At 42.7% G+C, this 25,299-nt stretch carries 24 protein-coding genes, 1 pseudogene and 1 riboswitch; of the genes and pseudogenes, 10 read left to right on the top strand and 15 right to left on the bottom strand.

Annotated elements, in window-relative coordinates:
- Nucleotides 1-5: 5 nt before the first annotated feature.
- Together rpoZ and gmk are read right to left on the bottom strand one after the other, a co-directional pair.
- Nucleotides 6-278 (bottom strand): DNA-directed RNA polymerase subunit omega, encoded by a 273-nt coding sequence (gene rpoZ / locus MED222_RS05830; RefSeq protein ID WP_009848003.1) that lies wholly within the window; start codon nt 276-278, stop codon nt 6-8.
- 279 nt (nt 279-557) lie between these two features.
- Nucleotides 558-1,181, bottom strand: a complete 624-nt coding sequence (gmk, locus tag MED222_RS05835) for a guanylate kinase (protein WP_009848002.1) — start codon at nt 1,179-1,181, stop codon at nt 558-560.
- Between the two features lie 324 nt (nt 1,182-1,505).
- A riboswitch (purine riboswitch) is annotated at nt 1,506-1,605 on the top strand.
- Between the two features lie 58 nt (nt 1,606-1,663).
- On the opposite strand from gmk, the gene MED222_RS05840 reads away from it, so the two are divergent.
- The 6 genes and pseudogenes from MED222_RS05840 to MED222_RS05865 form a co-directional block, all read left to right on the top strand.
- Nucleotides 1,664-3,034 (top strand): NCS2 family permease, encoded by a 1,371-nt coding sequence (locus MED222_RS05840; RefSeq protein WP_009848001.1) that lies wholly within the window; start codon nt 1,664-1,666, stop codon nt 3,032-3,034.
- Between the two features lie 141 nt (nt 3,035-3,175).
- Nucleotides 3,176-3,601, top strand: coding sequence for a phosphate-starvation-inducible protein PsiE (locus MED222_RS05845; protein ID WP_009848000.1), 426 nt, complete (start codon nt 3,176-3,178; stop codon nt 3,599-3,601).
- 109 nt (nt 3,602-3,710) lie between these two features.
- Nucleotides 3,711-4,655, top strand: a complete 945-nt coding sequence (locus tag MED222_RS05850) for a glycosyltransferase family 2 protein (protein ID WP_009847999.1) — start codon at nt 3,711-3,713, stop codon at nt 4,653-4,655.
- Between the two features lie 95 nt (nt 4,656-4,750).
- A complete protein-coding gene (locus MED222_RS05855) occupies nt 4,751-6,142 on the top strand; it encodes a DUF2142 domain-containing protein (RefSeq protein WP_032555302.1) in 1,392 nt (463 codons plus the stop codon).
- 32 nt (nt 6,143-6,174) lie between these two features.
- Nucleotides 6,175-6,570: a GtrA family protein gene (locus MED222_RS05860; RefSeq protein WP_009847997.1), complete on the top strand. Its 396-nt coding sequence runs from the start codon at nt 6,175-6,177 to the stop codon at nt 6,568-6,570.
- A 357-nt stretch (nt 6,571-6,927) separates the two neighbouring features.
- Nucleotides 6,928-7,146 (top strand): annotated as a pseudogene (locus tag MED222_RS05865) (phosphate-starvation-inducible PsiE family protein); the annotation flags it as partial.
- A gap of 89 nt (nt 7,147-7,235) precedes the next feature.
- On the opposite strand, the gene MED222_RS05870 reads toward MED222_RS05865, so the two are convergent.
- From MED222_RS05870 to MED222_RS05915, 10 genes are all read right to left on the bottom strand, one after another.
- Nucleotides 7,236-8,654: an alginate export family protein gene (locus MED222_RS05870; RefSeq protein WP_009847995.1), complete on the bottom strand. Its 1,419-nt coding sequence runs from the start codon at nt 8,652-8,654 to the stop codon at nt 7,236-7,238.
- A 121-nt stretch (nt 8,655-8,775) separates the two neighbouring features.
- On the bottom strand, nt 8,776-10,359 hold the full coding sequence (locus tag MED222_RS05875; RefSeq protein WP_009847994.1) for a PTS transporter subunit EIIC: 1,584 nt from the start codon (nt 10,357-10,359) through the stop codon (nt 8,776-8,778).
- Nucleotides 10,360-10,368: 9 nt separating this feature from the next.
- A complete protein-coding gene (locus MED222_RS05880) occupies nt 10,369-11,799 on the bottom strand; it encodes a Sapep family Mn(2+)-dependent dipeptidase (protein ID WP_009847993.1) in 1,431 nt (476 codons plus the stop codon).
- A gap of 80 nt (nt 11,800-11,879) precedes the next feature.
- Nucleotides 11,880-12,593, bottom strand: a complete 714-nt coding sequence (rpiA, locus tag MED222_RS05885; RefSeq protein ID WP_032555301.1) for a ribose-5-phosphate isomerase RpiA — start codon at nt 12,591-12,593, stop codon at nt 11,880-11,882.
- A 1-nt stretch (nt 12,594) separates the two neighbouring features.
- Nucleotides 12,595-14,589, bottom strand: coding sequence for a transketolase (gene tkt, locus MED222_RS05890; RefSeq protein WP_009847991.1), 1,995 nt, complete (start codon nt 14,587-14,589; stop codon nt 12,595-12,597).
- A 10-nt stretch (nt 14,590-14,599) separates the two neighbouring features.
- Nucleotides 14,600-15,553, bottom strand: coding sequence for a transaldolase (gene tal, locus MED222_RS05895; protein ID WP_009847990.1), 954 nt, complete (start codon nt 15,551-15,553; stop codon nt 14,600-14,602).
- The gene (locus tag MED222_RS05900; protein ID WP_009847989.1) at nt 15,550-16,293 is read right to left on the bottom strand and encodes an HAD family hydrolase; all 744 of its coding nucleotides are present in this window, start codon (nt 16,291-16,293) and stop codon (nt 15,550-15,552) included. Before MED222_RS05900 ends, tal begins: the two co-directional genes overlap by 4 nt.
- Nucleotides 16,294-16,346: 53 nt before the next feature.
- Complete coding sequence (locus MED222_RS05905; protein WP_009847988.1) at nt 16,347-17,507, bottom strand: iron-containing alcohol dehydrogenase; 1,161 nt, start codon at nt 17,505-17,507, stop codon at nt 16,347-16,349.
- A 114-nt stretch (nt 17,508-17,621) separates the two neighbouring features.
- Entirely contained in the window at nt 17,622-18,353 is a 732-nt protein-coding gene (locus MED222_RS05910) for a ribulose-phosphate 3-epimerase (protein WP_009847987.1), read from the bottom strand.
- A 9-nt stretch (nt 18,354-18,362) separates the two neighbouring features.
- Entirely contained in the window at nt 18,363-19,205 is an 843-nt protein-coding gene (locus MED222_RS05915) for a Cof-type HAD-IIB family hydrolase (RefSeq protein ID WP_009847986.1), read from the bottom strand.
- A 211-nt stretch (nt 19,206-19,416) separates the two neighbouring features.
- Here MED222_RS05915 and ulaR point away from each other — a divergent pair, with 211 nt between their 5' ends.
- Both ulaR and cspE read left to right on the top strand, forming a co-directional pair.
- A complete protein-coding gene (gene ulaR / locus MED222_RS05920) occupies nt 19,417-20,193 on the top strand; it encodes an HTH-type transcriptional regulator UlaR (protein WP_009847985.1) in 777 nt (258 codons plus the stop codon).
- Between the two features lie 422 nt (nt 20,194-20,615).
- A complete protein-coding gene (cspE, locus tag MED222_RS05925) occupies nt 20,616-20,828 on the top strand; it encodes a transcription antiterminator/RNA stability regulator CspE (protein ID WP_004735656.1) in 213 nt (70 codons plus the stop codon).
- A gap of 327 nt (nt 20,829-21,155) precedes the next feature.
- On the opposite strand, the gene MED222_RS05930 is transcribed toward cspE, so the two are convergent.
- Nucleotides 21,156-22,022 carry a YicC/YloC family endoribonuclease gene (locus tag MED222_RS05930; protein ID WP_009847984.1) on the bottom strand — a complete coding sequence of 289 codons (867 nt, stop codon included), beginning with the start codon at nt 22,020-22,022 and terminating at the stop codon, nt 21,156-21,158.
- Nucleotides 22,023-22,304: 282 nt separating this feature from the next.
- On the opposite strand from MED222_RS05930, the gene rph reads away from it, so the two are divergent.
- Together rph and pyrE are read left to right on the top strand one after the other, a co-directional pair.
- On the top strand, nt 22,305-23,021 hold the full coding sequence (gene rph / locus MED222_RS05935; RefSeq protein ID WP_009847983.1) for a ribonuclease PH: 717 nt from the start codon (nt 22,305-22,307) through the stop codon (nt 23,019-23,021).
- 105 nt (nt 23,022-23,126) lie between these two features.
- The gene (gene pyrE / locus MED222_RS05940; RefSeq protein ID WP_009847982.1) at nt 23,127-23,768 is read left to right on the top strand and encodes an orotate phosphoribosyltransferase; all 642 of its coding nucleotides are present in this window, start codon (nt 23,127-23,129) and stop codon (nt 23,766-23,768) included.
- 133 nt (nt 23,769-23,901) lie between these two features.
- On the opposite strand, the gene MED222_RS05945 is transcribed toward pyrE, so the two are convergent.
- Both MED222_RS05945 and slmA read right to left on the bottom strand, forming a co-directional pair.
- Complete coding sequence (locus MED222_RS05945) at nt 23,902-24,882, bottom strand: Kdo(2)-lipid IV(A) acyltransferase (RefSeq protein WP_029223859.1); 981 nt, start codon at nt 24,880-24,882, stop codon at nt 23,902-23,904.
- A 23-nt stretch (nt 24,883-24,905) separates the two neighbouring features.
- On the bottom strand, nt 24,906-25,299 hold a 394-nt coding region (gene slmA / locus MED222_RS05950), incomplete at its 5' end, for a nucleoid occlusion factor SlmA (protein WP_009847980.1).

Here is a 25,299-nt window from a genome sequence, read left to right as displayed (position 1 = left end):
ATGAGCTATCGAGTGTGAGCGATGCTGCTTACTGCTGCAAGCTCAGCCGCTTCTTGCTCTTGTTGCTCTTGACGCTCACGAGCATCTAGTACGTCTTTAGTGATAAGACCTTCTTCGATTTCGCGAAGAGCGATAACCGTTGGCTTATCGTTTTCTTCAGGCACTAGTGAATCTTTGCCGCCAGTTTGCATTTGACGTGCGCGGCGAGCCGCAATAAGAACTAGGTCGAAACGGTTGCCAACTTTTTCAACAGCGTCTTGAACAGTTACGCGTGCCATGAGGACTCCAAATAGTAATTAACTAATAAATTTTTGATGACGAGAAAGTATACAAGTTTAACTAGAGACTTTCTAGTTCACCGTATACTTATCTCAATGGAAAATCCAGTTATACCAATCACAGTAAATAAGTGTTCAGAGATAGCACCGAACAAAAGTTTGAGAACAAGGCAGAATTTTTCGATAAGTAGTGACCCTACAATCAAAAATTCTAACGACGTTATCAGGCTTTTTCACAAGCTAGAATGACCAGTTGTTTACTTCGATTGGTATCAGAGATTATTCCGCTAGTAGTGCTGTAAGCATGCCGCTGTATTTCGCTGCTTGCTTATCTTCTTTTAAGCGCTCCGCACGAATGATAGCTCTGAAGTCCATTAGGGCTGCATCAAAGTCGTCATTCACGATCACATAATCGTATTCTGCATAGTGAGAAATTTCTGATTTTGCTTCGCTCATGCGTTTCGCAATAACTTCGTCGCTGTCTTGGCCGCGAACATTCAAACGACGCTCTAGCTCACCATTTGATGGTGGAAGAATGAATACACTCTTCGCTTGAGGCATTTGTTCACGGATCTGACGAGCACCTTGCCAGTCGATATCTAGGAATACATCGATACCGCGGTCTAGGTTTTCTTCAATCCAAACGCGTGAAGTACCGTAGTAGTTGCCGAAAACTTCAGCGTACTCTAGGAATTCACCTTTATTAATAAGGTCTTCAAAATGATGCTTCTCTACGAAGTGGTAGTGAACACCATTTTCTTCACCAGGGCGCATACCGCGAGTGGTGTGTGAAACAGATACCTTCATTGCGTAGGTTGGATTGGTTTCTAGCATTGCTGAGATCAAGCTCGACTTACCTGCGCCACTAGGTGCAGATACGATGTAAAGAGTACCTTTGCCCATCTGTATATTTCCACTGTTGGTTGGATTGAGTGAGGGCGATAAACCGACACTATAAAAGATAGCACTGACTCTAATTTTTGTTCCGATGGTTGCATCTAAAAAGGGATAACAAGTAAAACTAATAGAGACAACTGGTGAAAATTAGGTCAGAAAAATGGAGGCGAAGAGTAGCATATTTAGGTGATTGAGAACAACTGGCTTGATCGTTATTTATTCTCAAATGATCCTTTGTCTGATCTTCCTATAAATGTAATGACCGGTCATGTTCAGTTTTTTATGTGATCTGAACAAAATTTGTTGAAGTTTTAATCTCAACCCTTACAATCCGCGCAAACGATTAAATGCTGTATATATCTAGTGATATGGACTGGATGTTTCTACTACCGAGCCTACCTTGGTGACTACAGTTTTTAGTGTAGAGATCCCTCTATTCACACAGCATTTGAATCTCAAATTTCTTAATTTAATACATAGGTTTTGTTGTGAATACCGACTCCACCCTGAAAGCCCAGAAGACATCTGGCTCACTTGACACCATGTTCAAACTCTCAGAGAGAAAGACCACGATCAGCACTGAGCTATACGCAGGTTTTATTACCTTCTTAGCGATGAGTTATATCTTGGCGGTTAACCCAGCAATTTTGGGTGGCATTCCGGGAATGGACAAAGGTGCAGTCTTTACGGCGACCGCTCTTTCTGCTGCTATTGCAACGCTTATCATGGGCATTTGGGGTAACTATCCAGTCATGCTAGCACCTGGCATGAGCATGAATGGCTTCTTCAAAGGTTTATTGTTAAGTGGTTCAGTGGCGGTACTTTGGAATGAAGCATTATTTGGCATCTTCCTGTCGGGTATTCTTTATCTTGCCTTCTCACTGACTAATATCCGTAAGTCGATGATTGAATCGATTCCTGAAGATTTGAAGCTGGCGATTACTGTGTCTCTCGGCTTGTTCATTGCTTTCTTAGGCCTTAAGAATGCGGGTATCATCGTTTCTAACCCGTTCGTACTGGTTGGTTTAGGTGACATTTCCGATCCAAAAGTGATCATCGCTTATGTGAGCATCTTCATCGCATTGGGCTGTATGGTTCGTGATATTAAGTTGGCCACGTTTATCTCGTTTGTTTCAGCTATCGTACTGACCATTCTTGCTGATGTATTCATGGGCACATCAAACGCCCCAATCCCTGACCAATTCGTTTCAATGCCACCAAGTATGGCAGGCAGCTTTGGCGCTATCTTTGACTTCTCAGCTTTTACGCCTGAGAAAATGTTCGATTTGTTGTTCATCGTACTTATCTTCTTGATTGTCGATTTCTTCGATGGATTGAGCACGATTGTGGGTGTTGGCCGTGATGCAGGTATCATCGACAAAGACGGTAAAGTGCCGAATGCAAAATCGGCGCTAGTGGCTGATGCGGGCGGTACTGTGATTGGTTCAATTCTAGGTACCACATCGATTACTGCTTTCTCTGAATCGGGTATTGCCTCTTCTCAAGGTGCGAAAACAGGTTTAGCGGCAGTCATGGTGGCTGGCCTATTCCTAGTGTCTCTATTCCTATACCCAATCTTCTCTATCTTCTCAGCGGCAATGGTCGCGCCTGCGATGGTTGTGGTAGGCATCTACATGGTGGGTCGTCTTGGTCAGATTAACTGGGAAAAGAAAGAGTCACGCATTGCAGCTTTCTTCACCATCATGTTCACAGTGCTAAGCTTCTCACCAGCGAACGGTATGGCGATGGGTTTCATCAGCTACGCATTCACAATGGTTGTTGCAGGTAAGCGCAAAGAAGTGCACCCATTGATCTACGGGCTATGTGTGGTGTTCTTAACGTACCTGATTCTGTTGTAAGGCTAATTAGTCACTAGAAGTCGTTAAGTAAAAGACAAACAAATGGCTCTGCAGTGAATGTGGGGCCATTTTTGTATTCGTCGCTTCTCTAGAGCGCATGCTAATGTAGAGACTGGATTAATTATTTTTTGAAGAGTGACTATGCCTTCTCACTTACCTAAATCTTTTAGTAAGCCGTTTTTAAAAGTATTTCACATTATGGAAGCGGTATTGCTGGTGGCGATCACGCTCGCGACCTTGTTTGCGATGGTCGAAGAGTTCATGCATGTTTTTGCTGAACGTCGAGTGCAATTGACCGATATTCTACTGATGTTTATCTATTTAGAAGTGTTGGCGATGGTTCAGCAGTTTGTGATGAACGGTAAGATCCCTGTTCGATATCCGATTTACATCGCGATGATGGCGATTGCTCGTTACATTACTCTGGGCATGAAAGAGTTGGATGCAGTACTCATCGTTTGGTTGTCTGTTGCAGCGTTTATCTTAGCAGCAGCAACACTTTTGATTCGAGTAGGGCACCATTACTGGCCATATGTGGATCTTCGAACCAAGCAGCCGGATGAATGAGAGTTTTTGATTCAGTTGTATCGACTTACAGCAATAAAGCTTCAGTATATCATTTTTCTGATTACTATTATAAAATACAATATGAATTTAAATAAAGTGAAAAGTGAAAATGAAAGTTGCAGTTGTCATTCCTTGCTTTAAGGTGAAAAATCAAATTTGTAAAGTCTTAGATTCTATCGGGAATGAGGTGGATAAAATTTATGTTATCGACGATTGTTGCCCGGCAGCTAGTGGTAAGTTTGTTCTTGAAAACAATAAAGATACTAGAGTCAAAGTGATTTTTAGTGAAGTCAACTCTGGAGTTGGTGGCGCAGTGATGAAAGGGTATATTGAAGCCCTAAAAGATGGTATGGATATTATTATCAAAATTGATGGAGATGGACAGATGGATCCTACATTGATACCAAAATTCATAAACCCAATAATACAAGGGCATGCAGATTACACAAAAGGAAATAGATTTAATAGAATTGAGTCTCTTATTCTTATGCCTACAATAAGAAAGTTGGGGAATGCAATATTATCATTTGTCAATAAAGTGTCTAGCGGTTATTGGAAGGTAATGGATCCAACTAATGGCTACACTGCTATCCATCGTTCAGCTCTTTTAGAACTACCATTAAATAAAATTAGCCAAAGATATTTTTTCGAAAGTGATATGCTATTTCGTTTGGGTACGATTAGAGCTGTTGTTCAAGATATATCAATGGACGCAAAATATGATGATGAAGAAAGCAGTTTAGAAGTTAAAAAAGTTATCTTTGAATTTACGCCGTTATATATTAAATCATTTTTTAAACGTATATTTTACGCATACTTTCTGCGTGACTTTAATGTGGCTAGTATAGAGTTGATTTTAGGTTCTATTATGATGTTATTTGGTTTTTGTTTCGGTGTTATTAGTTGGTTTAATTCCATTTCGACAGGAGATGTCACTTCTACAGGAACTGTAATGATAGCTGTAATGCCTATTATTATGGGTTTCCAACTCCTATTAAGCTCACTTCATTATGATATAACTAACTCTCCATTACATCCTTTGCAAAAGAAATAGAAATAAATACATTGATCGCAAAGATTTATAATGTAGAGATTGTTGGTTTTATGTGAAAGTCCTGAAGGTTGTATTTTTAGTTAAAGGTACTTGATGTGATTTCAAGGTTTAAAAAAAATAAATTCTATAGTTATATATATATATTACTCTCATTTCCATTAATGATTTACCTTGCATTTCAAGTTCCAGCATTTCAAGTTGCTGATGAAGGCAGTCATTATCAAAGAGCATACCAAGTATCACAGGGAGAGTTATTTCCACAGAAAAAATTATTGCCTAATACTGTTGACGATTATACCGTTGGCGGGACAACTAGTCCTGAAATTAGTCAAATTGAGTTAGGTTACCTCCCTATCGCATTTAAACCAGATATGAAAGTAGACACGCAGTTGTCACTGGTTTTGAATAGCATCGAATGGGGAGGAAATAGTTGGGGTGATACTCGTAATGTGAGTATATACCCCCCATTTCTATATACACTTTCCAGTTTAGGGATTATTTTAGGAAAGAGCATAGATTTATCCGTATCAGAAACCTTGATTTTGTCTAGAATATTAAACGGCTCTATCGCAATTTTATTGTCAGCAGTTGCTATTTATATCGCGAACAAAGGCGTTGCTGTTCTATTTAGTATTTTAATGCTTCCAATGACCATATCTCAAATGGCATCGGTAAGTCCGGATGCCATTTCCTTTCCACTAGCAGCATTATTTGTGGCAATGGTTAGTCGATTTGATATTGAAAAAAATAACAGGTTTAAAATACTATTAATTATTAGCTCTGTATTTTTGGTGGTAATATCAATGACAAGGCCTCCTTATATTGCTCTATCTATGGTTTTTTTTGTTTTTTCGCTAAAGTATTGGAGTGATGAGGATAAAAGAATAAAGCTTATAGGTGCTTTTCTAATAAGTTTTATCTCTGTTGTTATTTGGTCTATTTATTTGACTTTTAACGTATCTGTTCCATTTGGCCCTGAAGGGGTGTCCTATCTGTTAAGGGTTGAACAGATTTTAAGTGCACCATTTTCATGGTTTGTTTTACTATTTAATAGCTTTATAGAGAATTATGCATTCTATGCTGTATCATTTATAGGGAAATTAGGATACTTGGACGTTAAATTGCCAATATGGTATTATTTCTTCGCCGGGGTTTCATTATTTCTGATATTTTATTCTGATGTTGGAAGGCTTTGGGGGCGTAGAAAGGGGGAGGTTTATCATAAATTACTCTTGCTATTAGTAATTATCGTAGCCATTTTTAGCATTTTTCTGGTTTTGTCTATATCATGGACGCCAATGTCCAGTTCTACAATTCAAGGTGTTCAAGGACGGTATTTTATACCTATTTCTCTATTTTTATGTTTACTATGTGAAGGCGAAAAAAACGATAAAAGTGGTTGTTTAATACAGAGGTTAGGCGTGTTTTTGTTTGGTTTTATTACTATTTTAGTTGTGCCGCTGTCTGTTTTTGAAAGGTATTATTAATTGATACCATTAATATTTTCACTAGAGGTCTTATGAAAGATATTCAGCAAGTAATCAGATATCTTATTGGTGGAGGATCTACAGCAATAATAAACTGGTCTTTAGTGTATATTTTTGTTGAGTTTTTTAGATTTCATTACTTGGCCAGTATGAATTCTGCTATTTTCATAATATATTTGTACTCATACTTTATTAACAAGTATTTTGTTTTTAATAATTATGAAAAAAAACATGTTAGACATGGTGTAGGGTTTATTGTTATGCGGTTGGTCCTGTTGTTAACTATTAATATCATTGTATATTTAGGCGTCGATGTTCTTGGTTTTAACTATTTGGTATTTATAATGGCAACAATGATTGGTGAGGCAGTTGTTAGTTTTTTAATAATGAAATTTTTCCTTTTTAGACCGAGTTTCTCTGAAAGTTAGAAGGGTGATAGAATATTATGGTTTATATTAATGGTGAATAGTTAACTTGTCATTTTTGATGTGAGCGGAGTACAGCAGTCAGGTACTATCTTATGTTTATCAAAACATCGACTAGGGCTATGGTTTGCCCCTTCACAACTTATATAGTTTGAATGTTTGCCATGTTAAATGCCTCCTTTATCCACTATAATTGAAGGAAATAACTATATGAACTATTATCAAAGCTCACCACATGTTTATTAGCATAGTTTGATTTTTAACTAGAATAAATTCAACAGGTTGTATTTTATGCGTGGTAAATATAGATGAATTATTTTTTTGGATAATACACCGTATACTCGGTCAATGGTTCAGTAGTTTGTGATGAACGGTAAGATCCCCGTGCGATACCCGATCTACATCGTGATGATGGCAATTGCTCGTTACATTACTCTGGGCATGAAAGAGTTGGATGCAGTACTCATCGTTTGGTTGTCTGTTGCAGCGTTTATCTTAGCAGCAGCAACACTTTTGATTCGAGTAGGGCACCATTACTGGCCATATGTGGATCTTCGAACCAAGCAGCCGGATGAGTAATTCAATTAACTGAAATATGATGGTCTAAAAAATTCGCCCAGCACTGCTGGGCGAATTCATTTAGTAACATACTAACCTGATAAGCAGTGTTAGAAGTTATAGATCAGTGCGATTTCAACACGGGAAATGTCATCACTGCTACTGCCGACTACGTCACGTGTGTAGTCGCTATCTAATGCGTAGTACATATTTAACTCAGACTTTAAGTTGCCTGTGATGTAATTATGGAATTGCAGATAGAACTGGGTGTAAGCGTATTTTTCGTCAGACTCTGCACCAAATAATACATCTTGGTTGAGTGTGTAGATTGCATCATCTGTGTTGGCACGCCATGTCGACATAAAGCCAGCGATGATGGATTGTTTCGGCTGATACTCAATCACAGTGTAAGAACCGACCTGCATTGCGTTACCGTAAGCGCCATCATGCGCGAAACCCAGTGGGTCACCTGTCCACAAAGGGTTAAACGTGTTCACTTTGTCGCTGTCTTTATCTGAACCTGATGCGTAATGTAGGTTCAGACCTAAGCGATAGTTCCAGTCTGCTTTCCAGTTGTAGTTCAAATCGGCATAAGCCATGTAGGCTGAGATATCTTTACCTGCATGATCGCCAAATTGGTAAACACCATCGAGCATGTAACCAAACCCTTCACTCACAAAATCATGTGCATGTAAGCCTAAAACTTGAATGTCGACGTCACCGTCAGGTGCATTAACAAAGCTTTCATTGGTGAGTTTATTACTCATTATGTAGGCTTGCATTGCCCCGAAGTCAGTTCTCCAATTAGCGAATAAGCCGGTCGATTTTTTGCCATTGGTTTTATCATCCCAGTTACCACCGAAGCTGCCATCTTTGTAGAGAGGGAATACTTCCTCGCCGTAGTATGCGTCAAAATTGATGCCTGCTACGCTGTATTTTGCGCTGGCTGCATTCCAACTTGATTGAACTGGCGTTGGTTCACGGTTCATCATTTGCCATTCATTTAAGTATATTTCTTGGCGACCAAGGCGGGTACTTAGGTATTGCTCACCGTCATCGAGTAATTTGAATTCGGTAAACAACTGGTGGAAGTCAGTACCGGCATCGTCAACTGGACCCGGACTATCGAGGTTAGTGTAGTTGGTTCGAATTTCACCAAATACACGCATCCAGTCTTGGTAAGTAACATCGGTGGAGAATTGCATGCGAGTACGCAGTTCATTTTTCTTGCGGTTTTCTCCGTCGTACATGTGATTCCAACGGTTATCGACTGCGGCTTTTACATTACCGCTAAATGAGACTTTCCAGTCACCACTGTCATCAATATCCAAGCGTTTGAGTTTTTCTGAAAAGCTTTTTTGACTTTCGTCTAGACCATCGACATAGCTCCAGTCCTCATTGGCTCTATCTCCCCAGAAGACGATCGGGTTGCGCTCAGACCAGCTTGATGTTGTATTTTCGTTTGCGTGTAGGACGCCAGAAACACAAAGAGCAAGTAAAGTAACTGCATGTTTTGTCATTGCTTTCATTTTTATATTTCCCATATTTCAGGTGCACGAATCCCTTCCTGTGACTTGTAGTCACAGGAGGAATTGTCAGTTATTGGTTTCTATAGATTCGTAACAGTAGGGTTACGGAAGTTACGCTTAGCTAAGAGTCGACACCAAGGGCTTCTTTGATACCAGAGGCAATCGTAATAACGTTGGCTCCATATATCACTTGAATGCCTTTATTCATTCTGACGACACCAATTGCGTTGAGCTGTTGTTTCCAAACTTTATCGCTTGCCGTTAGTGATTCGTCATGCAGCGAAACACGCAGTCGAGTTGCACAGTTTGTCACGTTCTCAATGTTGTCAGCTCCACCCAGCGCCTTAATGATTTCAACAGGCAGTCCTTTTGAGGTCTGATCCTTTTTCTTTTTAAAGTCTTCTTTTGAATACAGGGCGATATCACCATCTTCTTCTTCGCGACCTGGAGTTTTTGAATCAAACTTTAGGATGAAGAACTTGAATGTGTAGAAGTAAATCGCGAAGTATAGTGGGATAATCCACAATAGAGCCCAAGCATGAACCTTTTCAGGTTGTAGTAGGTTAGGCACCATAAATAGCAGCTGATTACCGTGAATTGAAACACCCATCATTTCGGTGATCACATAAGCAAGACCATTTAGCGGAACATGTACTGCAAAGAATAGGAATGGTTGGACGAATAGGAAGGTATATTCTAGTGGCTCGGTAATACCGATAACAGCAGCCGTAAATACGGCAGGCACCATGATAGCGGCTACCTTTTTACGATTGGCTGTTTTTGCTGTTACGTACATTGCATAAGCAGCACCCGTTAGGCCACCAATTTGGATTGGAATACGGCCACTGGTAAAGTTATGTGTAATGTAGCTCGTCGCCTCTGGTGAACTCATTTGGCCATTCATGATGTTACGAACACCTTCGTAAACAACACCATCAATCTCCATTACGCCACCAACACGAGTGTATTCAATAGGGAAGGCGATAAGGTGATGTAAGCCAAATGGCAATAAGCCTTTGTCAAATACGCCAAATAGGAAAGAGCCAAAAATACCTGAGCTAGTAATCAAGGTAGTGATGGACTGCAGTGCCCCAGCGATCGGCGGCCAAGCGTAGTAAACAAACAGCGCGATAGGCATGATAGCGAAGTAAGCGAAAATCACTACGGCACGAGGGCCAGAGAAGAAGCTCAAGAGTGCAGGCATTTCGAATTTGTAGTAACGGTTGTGGATCCAAGCCGTAATACAACCAACAAGAATACCGCTAAAGATCCCCATGTTGTAAGCGAAGATACCTAAAGACTCACCCCATAAAGAGTTGAAGTTTTGCGCTGCTACTTTGTCGTAACCAGCATCATTCATTAATGACGCAACGCTTGTAGTTTCTTGAGTCCATCCGTGAAATGCAGCGATCGATCCGATAGCGACGTTGAAACACATGAACATGGTAAAGCCAGTGAAGGCTGCCCAACCTTTTTCAGATTTCGCAAGCGCGAACGCTAGACCAATCGCAAAGAAAGGCGGTAGATTGCGCATGACCATCAAGCCAAGATCTAACATCAGCTTAAAGAATGCCCAAATAACAGAGTCGGTAGCAGACATTTGGTTTACAACACCAGCGCCCACACCAATAAATATACCTGCGATAACCAGTACGATGATGGATACCATCATACCTCCAGCAAGTGCTTGAACCTTATCTCTCATAATTTACTCCTAAAGTGATATGAGAACTTTCACGTATATTGTTATTGCTCTTTTTAATGACTCGAGGCTGAGCCTTTCATTAGGCTCATGGACACGAGTCACATCACCAGGAAAAGTAGGTCCGAATGCCACACCATTGTTTAGCGCGCGCGCGTAAGAAGCCGCACCTTTACTAAAGCACTGAGCGTCCATTTTGGTAACTTCGGAATAAGCTTTTCCCATTGCTTGGATAAGTTCACTTTCGGGTGAGAGGTAAGATAGAGGTAAGTACTGGTGTTCAATCAATCTCACTCCGTATTGTTGGGATACATACTGGAGTTGGGTACGAGCTTGATCGATAGTCAGTCCTTTAGGAAACCGAAAATCAAAATCCAAGTTGTAGCCATGTTGATTCAAATTGATGGAGGAGACACAGCATGTAGTCGACCCCATTTCCTTATCTTGGTGTGCTAGCCCTAATTTCGAAGCATCATTGGAATCACTAAAACACGCGTCTAGTAAATCAATTAAATTTCGAGAGTTAGTGTCTAACCCTTCAACATGTCGCATGTGACGAACAAACTGATCCATACAGTTATCGACCTTATGCGGGTTGCGAGATTTCTCCCACGGCGTTGACAACTCAACGCAGTACAACTCCTTTTGTTGGTGGTTGTCACTTTGTGCCACATTGGCAAGAGTGACCGTTGCTGAAGTTTCAAATATTGCTGCTACTTCAGCCGCTTTTTCTCCTGTCAGATAAATCGATAATTGATAGCAGGTGGATGTTCTGTCACGCTCACTTTCAATGCTTACGATCTGACAAGTTCCTAGGCCATTGTGAGTTGGGAATTCTCGTTGTAATGACGCATATAGGATGCCTTTTTCTCCATTAACGATTGGGAAGTCGCCATCTGGAGAGAAACCATAATCCGGTTGAGGGTTATGATTAAAATAATGCTCTACACATTCCCAAGTTGTCTCTTCTGCGCCACCGATGATCACTTTTATATTTTTGTCGAGTGTTACATCAAGCGCTTTAAACATCTTGAGGATATATAGGCTGGCCATAAGTGGGCCTTTGTTGTCGGTAACGCCTCGCCCTAATAAGTCATCACCTTGTTGGTGCATCTCAAATGCAGGTGTCAGCCATGCGTTTAAATCACCAGCTTCAACTACATCCACGTGATGCAATATACCTATTTCTTGTGATCCTTCACCATGGCTGATGTCCAAGGCATAACCATCATGGTCACGAACTTCAAACCCTTCTCGTTTCGCCCAGTTAATTAGAAAGTCGAATGCGTTTCTAATCGGTAAACCAAAAGGAGCATTGGGTGAACAGCTGCTGATATCTCGTACAGACGGAATAGCAATTAGCTCAGATAGATCACGCGTAAACGTTTCAATATTTGAATCAAAATAGCGCAGTGTTTGAGCTGAAAAATTGCTTTCCGTCATGTTTTATTCCTAAATTATCCTTACTGACATGCTTGTAAATAGACTTGCAAGCGAGGTCTCATTTTGATTATAAATCCCAGCTATTGAACGTGTTGCTTTGATAATAAATACGTACCTTCTGCATTCGAAAAAGCCATGAAATCGGCCGTTCTTTGCGCGAAAATACCGTTCTCGACGACGCCAGGAATAGCGTTAATTTGGAGTTCTAATCGCTTTGGTTCAGCGATGTCCAAATGAGCAACATCGAGAATGATATTGCCGTTATCAGTGGTGCAGTCTTGGCGCAACGTCGGGTGTCCACCAAGGCTTTGTAAGGCATTAAACACAGCGGTTTGTGCGGCAGGTAAAACCTCTACAGGGAGTGGGAACTTTCCGAGTTGAGTGACCAATCGACCGCTATCTGCGATGGTGATGAAGCTTAGAGCAAGCGTCGCGAGTACTTTTTCACGAGCCAGTGCTGCACCACCACCTTTCACGGTCATGCCGGTTGTAAGACCTTCATCAATGCCATCAATGTAGAAATCAACACGGCCACATTCAGATATGGATATCTCATTCAGGCCTGCAGAGGATAAAGCTCGACTTGAGCGAACCGAACTGGATACGCAATGAGCAAACTCAGCGCCACTTTCTTTCAATAGTTGAATGAAGACTTCAACTGTTGCACCAGTGCCGATACCAATCACGCTAGAAGGTGTTAGCGTTTTTAGGACTTGCTCTAAGGCTACTTTTGCAGCCTTAGTTCGCAGGCAGTCTTGGCTTTGGTTTTCAATAAAGCGTTGTGCCATGCTCATATTACTTCTCCAGAACCGCTAGGGATTTTTCAACGATGTTTTCAACCGTAAATCCAAACATTTCGAAGAGTTGTTCTGCTGGTGCTGATTCACCAAAGCTTGTCATTCCCACAATGTCGCCGTGTAGCCCGACATACTTGAACCAGTAGTCACGGATACCAGCTTCGATGGCAACTCGTGCTGTAACATGGCTTGGTAAAACCTGTTCCTTGTATTCCGCGCTTTGTGCGTCAAAAATATCGGTGGCCGGCATTGAAACTACGCGGCAGCGAACATGGCTGAGTTGTGCTTTTGCTTCCATGGCGAGTGCTACTTCAGAGCCCGTAGCGATTAGAATCAGCTGTGGGTCACCGTCACAGTCAGAAAGGATGTATCCACCTTTCGCTACATTGGAAAGCGTGTCTTGATCACGTTCGAATTGAACAAGGTTCTGGCGAGAGAAAATCAATGACGTTGGGCCATCAAAACGTTCGATAGCAGACTTCCAAGCCACCGCGGTTTCTACTTGGTCGCAAGGACGCCAAGTGCTCATGTTTGGGGTAAGTCGAAGCGATGCGATTTGTTCAACCGGTTGGTGTGTCGGACCATCTTCCCCCAAACCGATAGAGTCATGGGTATAAACGAAGATACTGCGTTGCTTCATTAGTGCTGCCATACGAAGCGCGTTACGAGCGTACTCCATGAACATCAAGAACGTACCGCCGTATGGGATAAAGCCACCATGCAACGCCACGCCATTCATCATTGCAGACATCGCAAATTCACGAACGCCGTAACTCAAGTAGTTTCCTGACGCATCTTGAGCGGTAATTGCTTTTGAGCCTGACCAGTTAGTTAAGTTTGAAGGGGTTAAATCGGCAGAACCTCCCAAAAACTCTGGCAGTAATGGTCCGAATGCTTCAATAGTATTTTGTGATGCTTTGCGAGTCGCGATGGTTTGTGGATTCGCTTGCAAAGTCTGGATTAGGTCTTGAGTGTGCTGATCCCAATTTTCAGGTAATAGGTTCTGGCTACGACGCAAAAACTCAGCGGCTAATTCTGGGTGCGCCTCTTGATAAGCATTGAAACGTGTTTGCCAATCATCTTCATTGCTTTGTCCTTTCTCTTTCCCATCCCATGCTTGGTATACATCTTGAGGAATTTCAAATTCAGGATGGTCCCAGCCGAGGTTGAGTCGAACCAATGCGACTTCATCAGCACCTAACGGAGCACCATGACAGTCATGACTGGCTGACTTGTTTGGTGAGCCAAAACCAATCACGGTTTTGCAGCAAATTAAGGTTGGTTTATCTGTTACGGCTTTAGCTTCAGTAATCGCTTTGAGAATATCATCAGCGTTATGACCATCAACATCAGCAATAACATGCCAACCGTAGGCTTCAAAACGTTTTGGTGTGTCATCAGAGAACCAGCCGTCGACTTCGCCATCAATCGAAATGCCATTGTCATCCCAAAAAGCGACCAGTTTCCCTAGTCCAAGCGTACCGGCAAGTGAACATGCTTCATGAGAAATACCTTCCATCATGCAGCCGTCGCCCATGAACACGTAGGTGTGGTGATCAACAATGTCGTGGCCTTCACGGTTGAACTGTTCAGCCAGCACTTTTTCAGCCAAAGCCATGCCGACACCGTTGGTGATGCCTTGTCCTAATGGGCCTGTAGTGGTTTCAATACCTGGAGCGTAACCGTATTCAGGGTGACCTGCGGTTTTACTGTGTAATTGACGGAAAGATTTGATGTCATCCATTGATAGCTCGTAACCAGATAGGTGTAACAAGCTATAGATAAGCATTGAGCCATGGCCATTCGACAAGATAAAACGGTCGCGGTCGGCCCAGTTAGGGTTGCTCGGATTGTGTTTTAGAAAATCACGCCATAGAACTTCAGCGATATCGGCCATGCCCATCGGTGCTCCGGGGTGGCCCGAGCCTGCTTTTTGTACAGCGTCCATGCTTAGAACGCGAATAGCGTCGGCTAATTTAGTTCGTGTAATCATTATGCTTCTCCTACAGGCGTGCTTCGATCATGGTTTCTAACTTGCCTTGATCGACTGCAAAGTTACGGATGCCTTCGGCGAGCTTTTCTGTTGCCATCGGGTCTTGGTTCATCTCCCAGCGGAACTGTGCTTCAGTCATAGCTGTTGGTGTATTTTTGATGGTGTCACGGTCGGCAAAGAGTAGGCGCTCAACAGAGCCTTCTTGTGCTGCAAGTTGGTCTAAAATTGCAGGGCCTATGGTCAAACGGTCACAGCCCGCTAATGCTAGGACTTCATCGGCATTGCGGAAGCTCGCGCCCATCACAACCGTGTTGTAGCCATGATCTTTGTAGTAGTTGTAAATTTCAGAGACTGAAACGACACCAGGATCTTCATGAGGAAGGTACTCTTTTTTATCGGTATTGGTTTTGTACCAATCTAGGATACGACCGACAAAAGGTGAGATTAAGAAAACACCGGCTTCTGCACAGGCTTTGGCTTGTGCAAAGTTGAACAGCAGCGTTAGGTTGCAGTTGATGCCTTCTTTCTCTAGCTCTTGAGCTGCTCGAATGCCTTCCCAAGTTGACGCTAACTTAATTAGGATTCGGTCGTTACTGATGCCAGCTTCGTTATACATGCCGATAAGCTTTCGAGCTTTTGCCAAGCTTGCGACTCTGTCGAATGACATACGAGCGTCAACTTCTGTTGAGATGCGCCCCGGTACCGTTTTTAGAATTTCTAAACCAATGTTGACCGCCAGTTTGTCTCCAGCGTCGATCAACTGTTGTGATTTGTCGTTGCTTTGTGCTTTTGCCCAAGTGATCGCATCGGCGATTAAGTGATCGTATTGCGGCATTTCTGCGGCTTTTAGTACTAGAGATGGGTTAGTTGTGGCGTCTTCAGGTTGAAATGCAGCAATAGCATCAATATCACCTGTGTCGGCAACGACAGTGGTGTGCTTTTTCAGTTGTTCTAATTTATTCATCGTTCATTCTCGGTAAGTTGGTTTATCAATTGCAGTAGCGTTTGATCATTCATCGATCTCAGCACCACGTTGGCTAGCGAGACATCGAGGTGACGAGTGAGCAAATTGGTTACTGCAACTGTTGGTATTCCTGCCGATCGAGCCGCCATAATTCCAGGAGGGGAATCTTCGAAAGCGATGGCTTGATGGGCAGATACACCGAGTTGTTCTAATGCCGCTAAATACACATCGGGATGTGGTTTCCGTCTATCTGAGGCAATGTCTTCTGCTCCGATAAAGCAGTCGAAATAGTGTGTAAGGTTCAAACGATTCAGAATTGGCATGTAATGTTCAGCTTCTGAGCTGGTGGCCAGTGCAATGCTCAATGAGTGTGATTTAGCAAAGTCTAGATACTGACGGACACCTTCTTGTTCTGTTATTGAAGCAATTAATTGGTAGGCATGAGCGATCACTCGATCGCGAATTTGTGAATCGGACAGCTTTTGATTCGACGCTTTGTTGAATAGTTGATAAAGGTAGGTTGCTGGCGCTGAGCTCCCAACTAGGCCAGCAACCTGGAGTGGCGAAACTTCAACGCCGTATGGTTTTAACAAAGCTTCCCAGGCTTTGAACATACAGGTTTCGGTATCGACGAGAAGACCATCGAAGTCAAAGACCAACGCTTTTAGGTTACTGGCAATGAATTCCTCTCTTTCCAATTTCAAAGCTGTATGACCTAAAGTGTTGTTCTTGCATTCCATGTTTCAATCTCCATTTTCTTTAATTATGACAAACGTGAATTTGTGACTGTCGCTTATTCAACCAAACTGGCCTGCAATACTTTTTTCATTTCTTCACCACTGGTTAGTGGTAGATCAAAGCAAAAAGCCGGCTCCAACTTTTGAACATCTTCTTTGGTGACACCTACTTGAGTTAAGTTCGATTCAAGACCGATACGTTCAAGGAATTTCACAAGAGCAGCCGCTAATGATTGAGCTTTTTCTTCGGTACTTCCCACAGCACCAAATAACTCAGCCACTTGAGCAAATCTCTCTGGTTGCTTGCGCCATTGAAGTTGTGCATAAGCTGGATAAACCACTGCGAGTGTTAACCCATGTGGTAGGTTTGTTTTGCTACTACCTAAGATTTCGCCTAAAGGGTGTGGTGCCCCCGCACCGCCATTAGCTAGCGAGATCCCGCCAAGTGTGTCTGCTTTCGCGAGTTGGCAGCGGCCATGTAAATCTGCGCCGTTGTCGACAACACTAGGTAGGTGATCAATGACAAGCTTCATTGCTTCTAACGCCATACCATCAACAAATGGAGATGGTCGAGTACCCGTAAATGATTCAAACGCATGTGAAAAAGCATCAAATCCTGTCATAGCTGTCATACGTGGAGGCAGTGTCAGCATGAGCTCTGGATCGATTAACGCTTCACAAGGGAAAAATTCAGGGTGAAACAGTGTTAGCTTTGCATGTTGCTCAAGGTCGGTAATCACTGCCGCTTGCGTCATTTGAGAGCCAGTTCCCGATGTTGTAGGTACAGCGATCAAAGGTACGACTTTCGCGGGTAGTGGGTTGACGTCCCCAAACGGTGAATCATAAGTGGCAAACCAATGAGCCCAATCTAGAGACTCTGTATTGATCGTTGCCGAAATGATTTTTGCTGTATCAATCGATGAACCACCACCAATGGCCAACACCACATCACAGTTATTTCCGATGGCCACTTGGCGGCCAAGTTCAACGACGGTTGTAGGCGGATTCGGTACGACACCATCAAAATGAGTCACTTCAATTCCTTGCTCTGAAAGCAAAGTAAAAATGCGGTCATAGGCTGGCTTTACTGCATCAAAAATAGGTTCGGATACTACTAGGCAACGTGTGCCATATTGAGCGATAAGCTGACCTATTTTCTGAATCTCACCCGCACCAAAGGTTAGCTTGGTCGGTTGATAGTGTTGAAACTGTGTCATGGTTTAATCCTTGGTAGTGGTGCCAAACCCGAGCATAGAGGGGGTAGGTTTAGCACCGTTATTTCTAGATTGCTGTGGCGCATCGATTCGATAGAAGCTGCGCTAGGCAATTACTTAAACGGTTTCGACTTCTTTTGTGTTTGCCGCTGCTTTATCTTCCAGTTGGTCGATTGCTGCGCGGAAGTCACGAACGCCTGCTGTGATGCCGTCTTTGTGGCCAAAGATATTTGTCGATGCAACCATCACGTCAATATCTTCATTAAGCAGTTCTTCGATGTTGTGGTTACGGATACCGCCATCAACACATAGCTCACAGTTAGGGTTGCGTTCGTTGATGAGTTCACGTGCTTCGCGGATCATTGCAATCGCAGATTTGCGCCATAACCATTCATCATCGCCATCAGTAATGCCGTGAATAACAATGTGTAAACGGTCTAGGTAGTAGATAGATTCTTTAACAAATGACACTGGCGTTAATGCACCAACGGTTAAACCAAATTTCATTCCGTGGTTTTGACAGTACTTAATGATGTAACACAGAGGAGCACCGATAAAATGCTCAGCTGGTAGAATCAGCATGTCTGCACCAGCAGCAGCGATTTTATCGATAAATAATTTGTCGCAATCTTTGAAGTAAGCGTGAACTTCAATTGGCTTTTCAGTGTAAGGACGAATGCCTTCAACAATTTGATGCCCCCCCATCAATTGCAGGTTTTTCAGGTCATGCATATCTGCTGCATCACAGTGGATGTAATCGGCACCAGCATCAGATACTTCTTTCACTACGTCTGCAATGTGGCCGTAATCTACGTGTGCTAATCCTGCGGCAATTTTTACTTTTTTCATGATTTATCCTTAGTAACTAAAAGTGTTTTGGCATGTGTGTTGGCCTTCTTGCACTATCAAGCGAAGGTACTGGCCAATTCCACAGCCGTTGTTATTGGTAACAATTAGATTAGCCATGCCTTTTAAAGCAGGGCTGGCATTAGCCATTGCGACAGGTTCTCCGACAAGTCGGAACATAGAGGCATCGTTGTCCCCATCCCCAAAAGCAATGGTGTTATGAGATGAAATTCTTTGGTCATTTAGCCACTGCTGAAGAGCGTGGCCTTTGGTGGCTGCTTTAGACGTAATGTCCAATTTATTCGGTGTTGATAAGTCAGCTTGGAAGTGCGTTTTTAAGGAATCTCGTAACTGGTTTAGAGATTCTTTGTCTTGGCTAGACACTAATACTTTGTATACATCGCCACTGCGAGCGATGAGTTCGGTCAGCGTTGGGATAATCTGCAGCTCCATTGCGGCATTAATAACCTCAGCCTTTTTTTCTAAACCCTTTGTATGAGTTGATTCTTTTTGAGCAAAGATGCCTTTACTTGAATAGATGGTGAAGGCGAAATGTCCATCATTCAGTAAGCTCAACAGACCCGTTAGTGATTCATGACTAATTGTGTGCTGATGTTGAACACGTTGTGTTTTAGGGTCATAAATATAGGCACCATTGCAGCAGATGATTGGTAGCGATAATTGAAGCTGGTCAACATATGGCATCATCAGCTGGTGCGGTCTACCACTCGCCAAGCTCACCTGATATCCATTATTAACGGCAAGACAAATCGCTTGTTTGTTAGTCACGCAGATCTGCTCAGCATCACTTAACAGTGTTCCATCTAAATCAATCATTACTGCTTGGTATTTCATTTTACTCTCCAGTGACTTCTCATGACGCAAATTGACTATAGGTGGTCAAATGCGGTCACGTAAAGTCATTTTTGATTTATTATGAACAAAGTAATGGTTTTGATCACATATTTTGAGTCAAATTAATTCAAAATAGTTCATTTTGAGAATCTAATTGCTCAAAAGTTCATAATACGTCAAAATAACTCAAAAGAACTTAATGGTATGAACAATGAATGAAGCTCAGCGTCATAGAAGCTTGTTAGATCATCTAACGAGTCATACGTTTATAACGACAAATGACTATGTGAAGATGTTAGATATCTCTTTATCTACAGCTCGTCGGGACATTACAAAGTTGGCGGAAGAAGGGAGGCTGAAAAAAATCCGTAATGGGGCAGAGGTAATCAATTTTGACTCGTCCCTAGCCGCAACTCATGCACCAAGCAGCTTTATCCCCTGCGAAACAGATATAGAAAGCTATGTAGCGAAAAAGCGAATTGCTAAAGCTGCGGCAGATATGTGTGAAGAACACGACAGTATTATTGTGAGTGGTAGCAATACGACTTTTTTGATGGGAGAGCATTTAGCGCATCGTGATGTGCAAGTTGTGACGAATTTTATGCCATTGGCTTATCAGCTGATTAGTCAAGATCATCAAAGTATCATCATACTTGGTGGCCAATATCTACCCGAACGTCAGATCACTATTTCTCCAGATGAAGAAGCAGCAGATGACCATAAAAGTCGTTTTGTCTTCTTTACGGGTACGGGTGTTACGACAGCGGGTGTGCATACCTCTGATCTATTGGTCTATATGGCAGAGAAAAAGCTGCTGGAGTATGGTGATCGTATTGTGGCTCTGATAGATAGCAGTAAAGTAGGTAAGCATGGAGGAAAGTTACTCGCTACCGCTTCTCAGATTGACACATTGATTACAGATGACGGCGCTGACCCTAAGGTGCTTGATGCTTTACGAGAACTAGGTGTGAAGATATTGGTAGTTTAGTTACGTGGAGAGTGCTGTTGCGGCGCGTGTTTTTGCTTTTGTCGTACTCTTGATTCTAGTAGAACATTATTACTGGCCGTGTGTGTTGTCCGAACCAAACCGCGGAAGAGTAAATTTCTTCAGATCATAGCTTTTTAAATGAAGTTCAGTGATGTTGTGGGGCTGAATAGAAGTTAATTGAACAAAAAATAGTCATTTTATTCAAATAACGCTTTACAACCTGGTCAGGATCACCAAGAATGTGCTTGCTCTGTTTTCAGGGTTATTAAATGAAACATCCAGTTGTAAAGTAAAACCCTTAGTATTGCTTCATTGTTATTCTCAGTGTTTCCCTTGGCTTCATAGATACATTAAATAATTCAAGCTTTCAGCGCATCGCACTTTTGGCGATTAATTTTTTATTTTTATATAAGGGACACATCATGTCTAACAAAACAAACGGCGTAGTAAAATGGTTTAACGAAGAGAAAGGCTTCGGTTTCCTAACTCAAGACAACGGCGGCGCTGACGTATTCGTACACTTCCGTGCAATCGCTTCTGAAGGTTTCAAGACTCTTAAAGAAGGCCAACAAGTGTCTTTCGAAGTAGAGCAAGGCCAAAAAGGTCTTCAAGCTGCAAACGTTGTAGCTCTATAAGATTTTAAGTCGGCGCAGGTTGCAATAGCAACTTGCGTCACTTTCTCTCTCAAACCAGTTTCCCCTCAGTTTTACCGTAACATTCTCCTCCACTTGCAACACCTCCTCTAAATATTAAAAATCCTTTTGTACACCTGATCAGTTCTATCTATCGCTGTATCTATTTTTTGTGCTAAGTACATCTCCTGCGTAACAACCTGCTCAACTTACTCATCCTGATTGTCATTATTGTATCCATAAAAAAAGCCCCTAAAACTAGGAGCTTATCTTGATCTAATCAACACTGATTCAGCTAGTGGCTATCCACAGTGTGTTACTGACGAACTGTTATTCAATGTTCTGGATCTGCTCACGCATCTGTTCGATAAGAACTTTAAGCTCAACGCCCGATGCTGTGATGTCTGTGCTGATAGACTTAGATGCTAGCGTGTTTGATTCACGGTTGAACTCTTGCATCATGAAGTCAAGTTTACGGCCACAAGCGCCACCTTTCTTCAATACTACATTCGCTTCTTTCACGTGAGAGTCTAGGCGGTCTAGTTCTTCTGCTACGTCTGACTTCTGAGCCAGTAGGATAAGCTCTTGCTCAACGCGAGAACCTTCAAGTTCAATCTTCGCATCTTCAAATTTGGTAAGAAGACGCTCACGTTGCCATTCTAGGATCTCAGGCATGCGTGCACGAACTTTAACGACTTCTTCAGTGATTGCATCTAAACGCTGAACGATGAGCGCTTTCATGTTTTCGCCTTCACGAGCACGAGCGTCAATGAACTCTGCGATTGCATCGTTGAATGCTTCAAGTAGATCTTTGTTGATGGCATCCATGTCTTGCTCTGGCGTTTCCATTACGCCAGGCCAGTTCATAATTTGGAATGGGTTCAAACGGCTGTCTTCACCTGTCATCGTCATTACTTGGTTAGCAGCATTGATTACTTGCTGAGCCAAACCTTCGTTAATGCTTAGCTCGCCTTTCGCTGCTGGGTTTGCTTCAAAACGTAGGTTACATTCAACCTTGCCGCGAGCTAGACGCTTACGGAAACGCTCACGTAAGATTGGCTCTAGACCACGGAACTGTTCAGGCATACGGAAGTAAGTTTCTAGGTAGCGTTGGTTTACACTACGGATTTCCCATACTGCTGTACCCCAATCGCCTTTTACTTCTTTGCGCGCGTACGCGGTCATACTATAAATCATCGAATTTTCCTGTCTTTTATCATTCTGAAAATAACGCGCACGCATAGTATCACGATATGGTGTGCTCCCGAAGCTTGTCGATTTTCCGTTATAAATAGCCTTCACGGTAAGTATCTTTGAGTCGTAAGTCGCCTTAAGTAGTAGGCCACTTTGAATGGTAAATAGATTTGAAAGATAAACTGCTATATAATCTTGCCCCAATCAAAACTGTCTCACCCCTTTCTTAGGTGATGCACTCTTTCGATAGTAAATCACTTCAGACTGTTAATAAGGTAGATACCAATGCGTCCAAATGACCGCGCTGTAGATCAAATTCGTCCAATTAAAATTACTCGTAACTACACTGCTTATGCTGAAGGTTCTGTATTAGTTGAGTTCGGCAACACTAAAGTTCTATGTAATGCGACGGTAGAAGAAAACGTACCGCGTTGGTTGAAAGGCCAAGGAAAGGGTTGGGTAACGGCTGAATACGGCATGCTTCCACGTGCGACGCACACTCGTAACCGTCGTGAAGCGGCGAGCGGTAAGCAAGGTGGTCGTACGATGGAAATCCAACGTCTGATCGCTCGTAGCCTACGTGCTGTTGTTGACCTGAAAGTAATGGGTGAAATCATGATCACTGTCGATTGTGATGTTATCCAAGCAGACGGCGGTACTCGTACTGCTTCTATCTCAGGTGCAAGCGTTGCAATGGCTGATGCTATCAACAGCCTACTAGCAAGCGGCAAACTGAAGAAGAACCCAATGAAAGGCCACGTAGCGGCAGTTTCAGTGGGCATCGTTGGTGCACAAGCACTGTGTGACCTTGAGTACGTTGAAGACTCAGCAGCCGATACCGATATGAACGTTGTAATGACGGAAGACGGTAAGATGATTGAGATTCAAGGCACCGCAGAAGGCGAACCGTTCAGCCACGAAGAGCTGATGCAGCTTTTAGCCCTGGCAAATAAGGGCATTGCCGATATCGTCGAAGCGCAGAAAGCTGCGTTGGCCGACTAGTTTTTTAATAGCTCCCACATTGGGGGCTATTTTTTTGTCTGCAAAACTCGAAAGGGTGGTGCAGAGCGCAAGTTAAGTTTTATTGAATAAACGTAGAGGAAAAACATGAAAGCATATCAACGTGAATTTATTGAATTTGCACTAGAGAAAGAAGTACTTAAGTTTGGTGAGTTTACTTTAAAGTCTGGCCGTAAGAGCCCTTACTTCTTTAATGCTGGATTGTTTAATACAGGTCGTGATCTAGCACGCTTAGGTCGCTTCTACGCAGCAGCATTAGCAGATTCAGGTATTGAGTTCGATGTACTATTTGGCCCTGCATACAAAGGTATCCCAATCGCAACAACAACAGCGGTTGCACTTGCTGATCACCACGATGTGGACACGCCTTACTGCTTCAACCGTAAAGAAGCAAAGAACCACGGTGAAGGTGGCAACCTAGTCGGTAGCGAACTTGAAGGTCGCATCATGTTAGTGGATGACGTGATCACTGCAGGTACTGCAATCCGTGAGTCGATGGAAATCATCCAAGCAAACGGCGCTGACTTAGCGGGTGTGCTTGTTGCTATCGACCGTCAAGAGAAGGGCAAAGGCGAGTTGTCTGCGATTCAGGAAGTAGAGCGCGACTTCGGCTGTGCGATTATCTCAATCGTTAGCCTGACTGATTTAGTGACTTTTCTTGAAGAGAAAGGCACAGACGCAGCACATCTTGATTCAGTAAAAGCGTACCGAACTCAATACGGAATCTAATTCGTAAACTGAAGAAGTTGAACCTAATGGTTTAGTGCCTTAGGTTTAGAGCTTAAAAAAGAAAAATGCCCGAGAGATGAAACTCTTTCGGGCATTTTTTTACTTAAATCTTATTGGACAGAACAAGGCTCGCTTACTTGTAACGAATGCCTTTTTCCGCTTCTGGATCTTCCATGGTTTTGAAGCGCTTGTGTAGCCACATCCATTGTTCTGGGGCTCTTAAGATAATCTTCTCAAGATAGCGGTTCATATACGCTGCTGCCGCTTTTTCATCTTTCTGCGGATAGTTATCTTCGATTGATTCGTCGGCCATGATTTCATATTTTCCGTCGGCATTTCTAAAGCCAGACCCAATAACGACCGCGCATCGACTGGTGTAAGCCAAAATGCTGGTTCCAGTGGTGGTGCTTGCATCCTCTACTGCAAAGAAAGGTACGAATACAGATTTATTGCGACCGTAGTCATGATCAGGGAGGTAGAAAAGGGTCTCACCTTGTCGCAGTCTTCGGATCATACGTTTTACGTCTTTACGGTGAACTAGACGGTTGCCGTTTTGAGTTCGACCGCGGTATTGAATGAACTCATAAGCTGGGTTGTTATGCGGGCGATAAACACCTAGGCCAGGAATACCCAAGATCGGCATTGCTCGGGCTGTGATCTCTAGATTCAAGGCATGAACACAACATAGTAGAACGCCTTTACCGTTAGCCTGATGACTACGAAGAACTTCGGTATCTTTATCAACTAGGATGCGCTTGAAGCGCCATGTTGGCCAAAACCACGTAATACCGGTTTCAACCAATGCCATACCAGTATTTTTAAAATTCTCGCTGACCATTGCCGCGACTTCATCTGCTGGCTTATCGGGGAAGGCTAATTCCAAGTTACGTGTCGCTACCGCTACGCGTTTTTTTCCATAGCGGGCACCAAGAGCACCTAACGAACGGCCTAATAGTAGTAATACTCGGTAAGGTAGAATGTTGACTATAAAAGCCAGTAACCCAAAGCCAAACCAAACTCCCCAATATTTAGGGTGCAGTAGTGCTAGGGTAAAAGGTGGCTTATTAATAACGTGTTGTACCGTGCTACTTGCAGGAGAGTTTTTCGTCGTCATAACCATCACTTAAGATATTGAGTTTACTTAATCTGAGCGCTGAGTAGAGCCCAATAAGCATCAAAGTTTTCTGTCGGTTGATATTTGAAGTCCGAGCGAACAAATCGATTTAAACTTCCTTCAACCTGACCTAACAATTGAGCCGCTAAGATTTTTTCATCAACCGGGAATGACTTCCCTTCACGAAGCTTTCTTTCTCGTAGAATTTGACGAAGTTGTGTCTCAATACGTTCGAAAAGCTGATTGATGCGATCGCGTAGGCGTTCATTTTCAAACATTAGAGCATGACCCGATAAAATTCGAGTCAGGCCTGGGTTACGTTCTGAGAAAACCAAGATAAGTTGTAGCACTAGGCGTATGCGCTCTAGTGTGTCTTTCTCTTCATCTAGAATACGGTTGATTCGAGACATCAACGCT

The sequence above is a fragment of the Vibrio sp. MED222 genome, from assembly GCF_000153005.1.
Taxonomy (GTDB): Bacteria; Pseudomonadota; Gammaproteobacteria; order Enterobacterales; family Vibrionaceae; genus Vibrio; species Vibrio tasmaniensis_A.
This window is presented reverse-complemented; position numbering and strand designations above follow the sequence as displayed.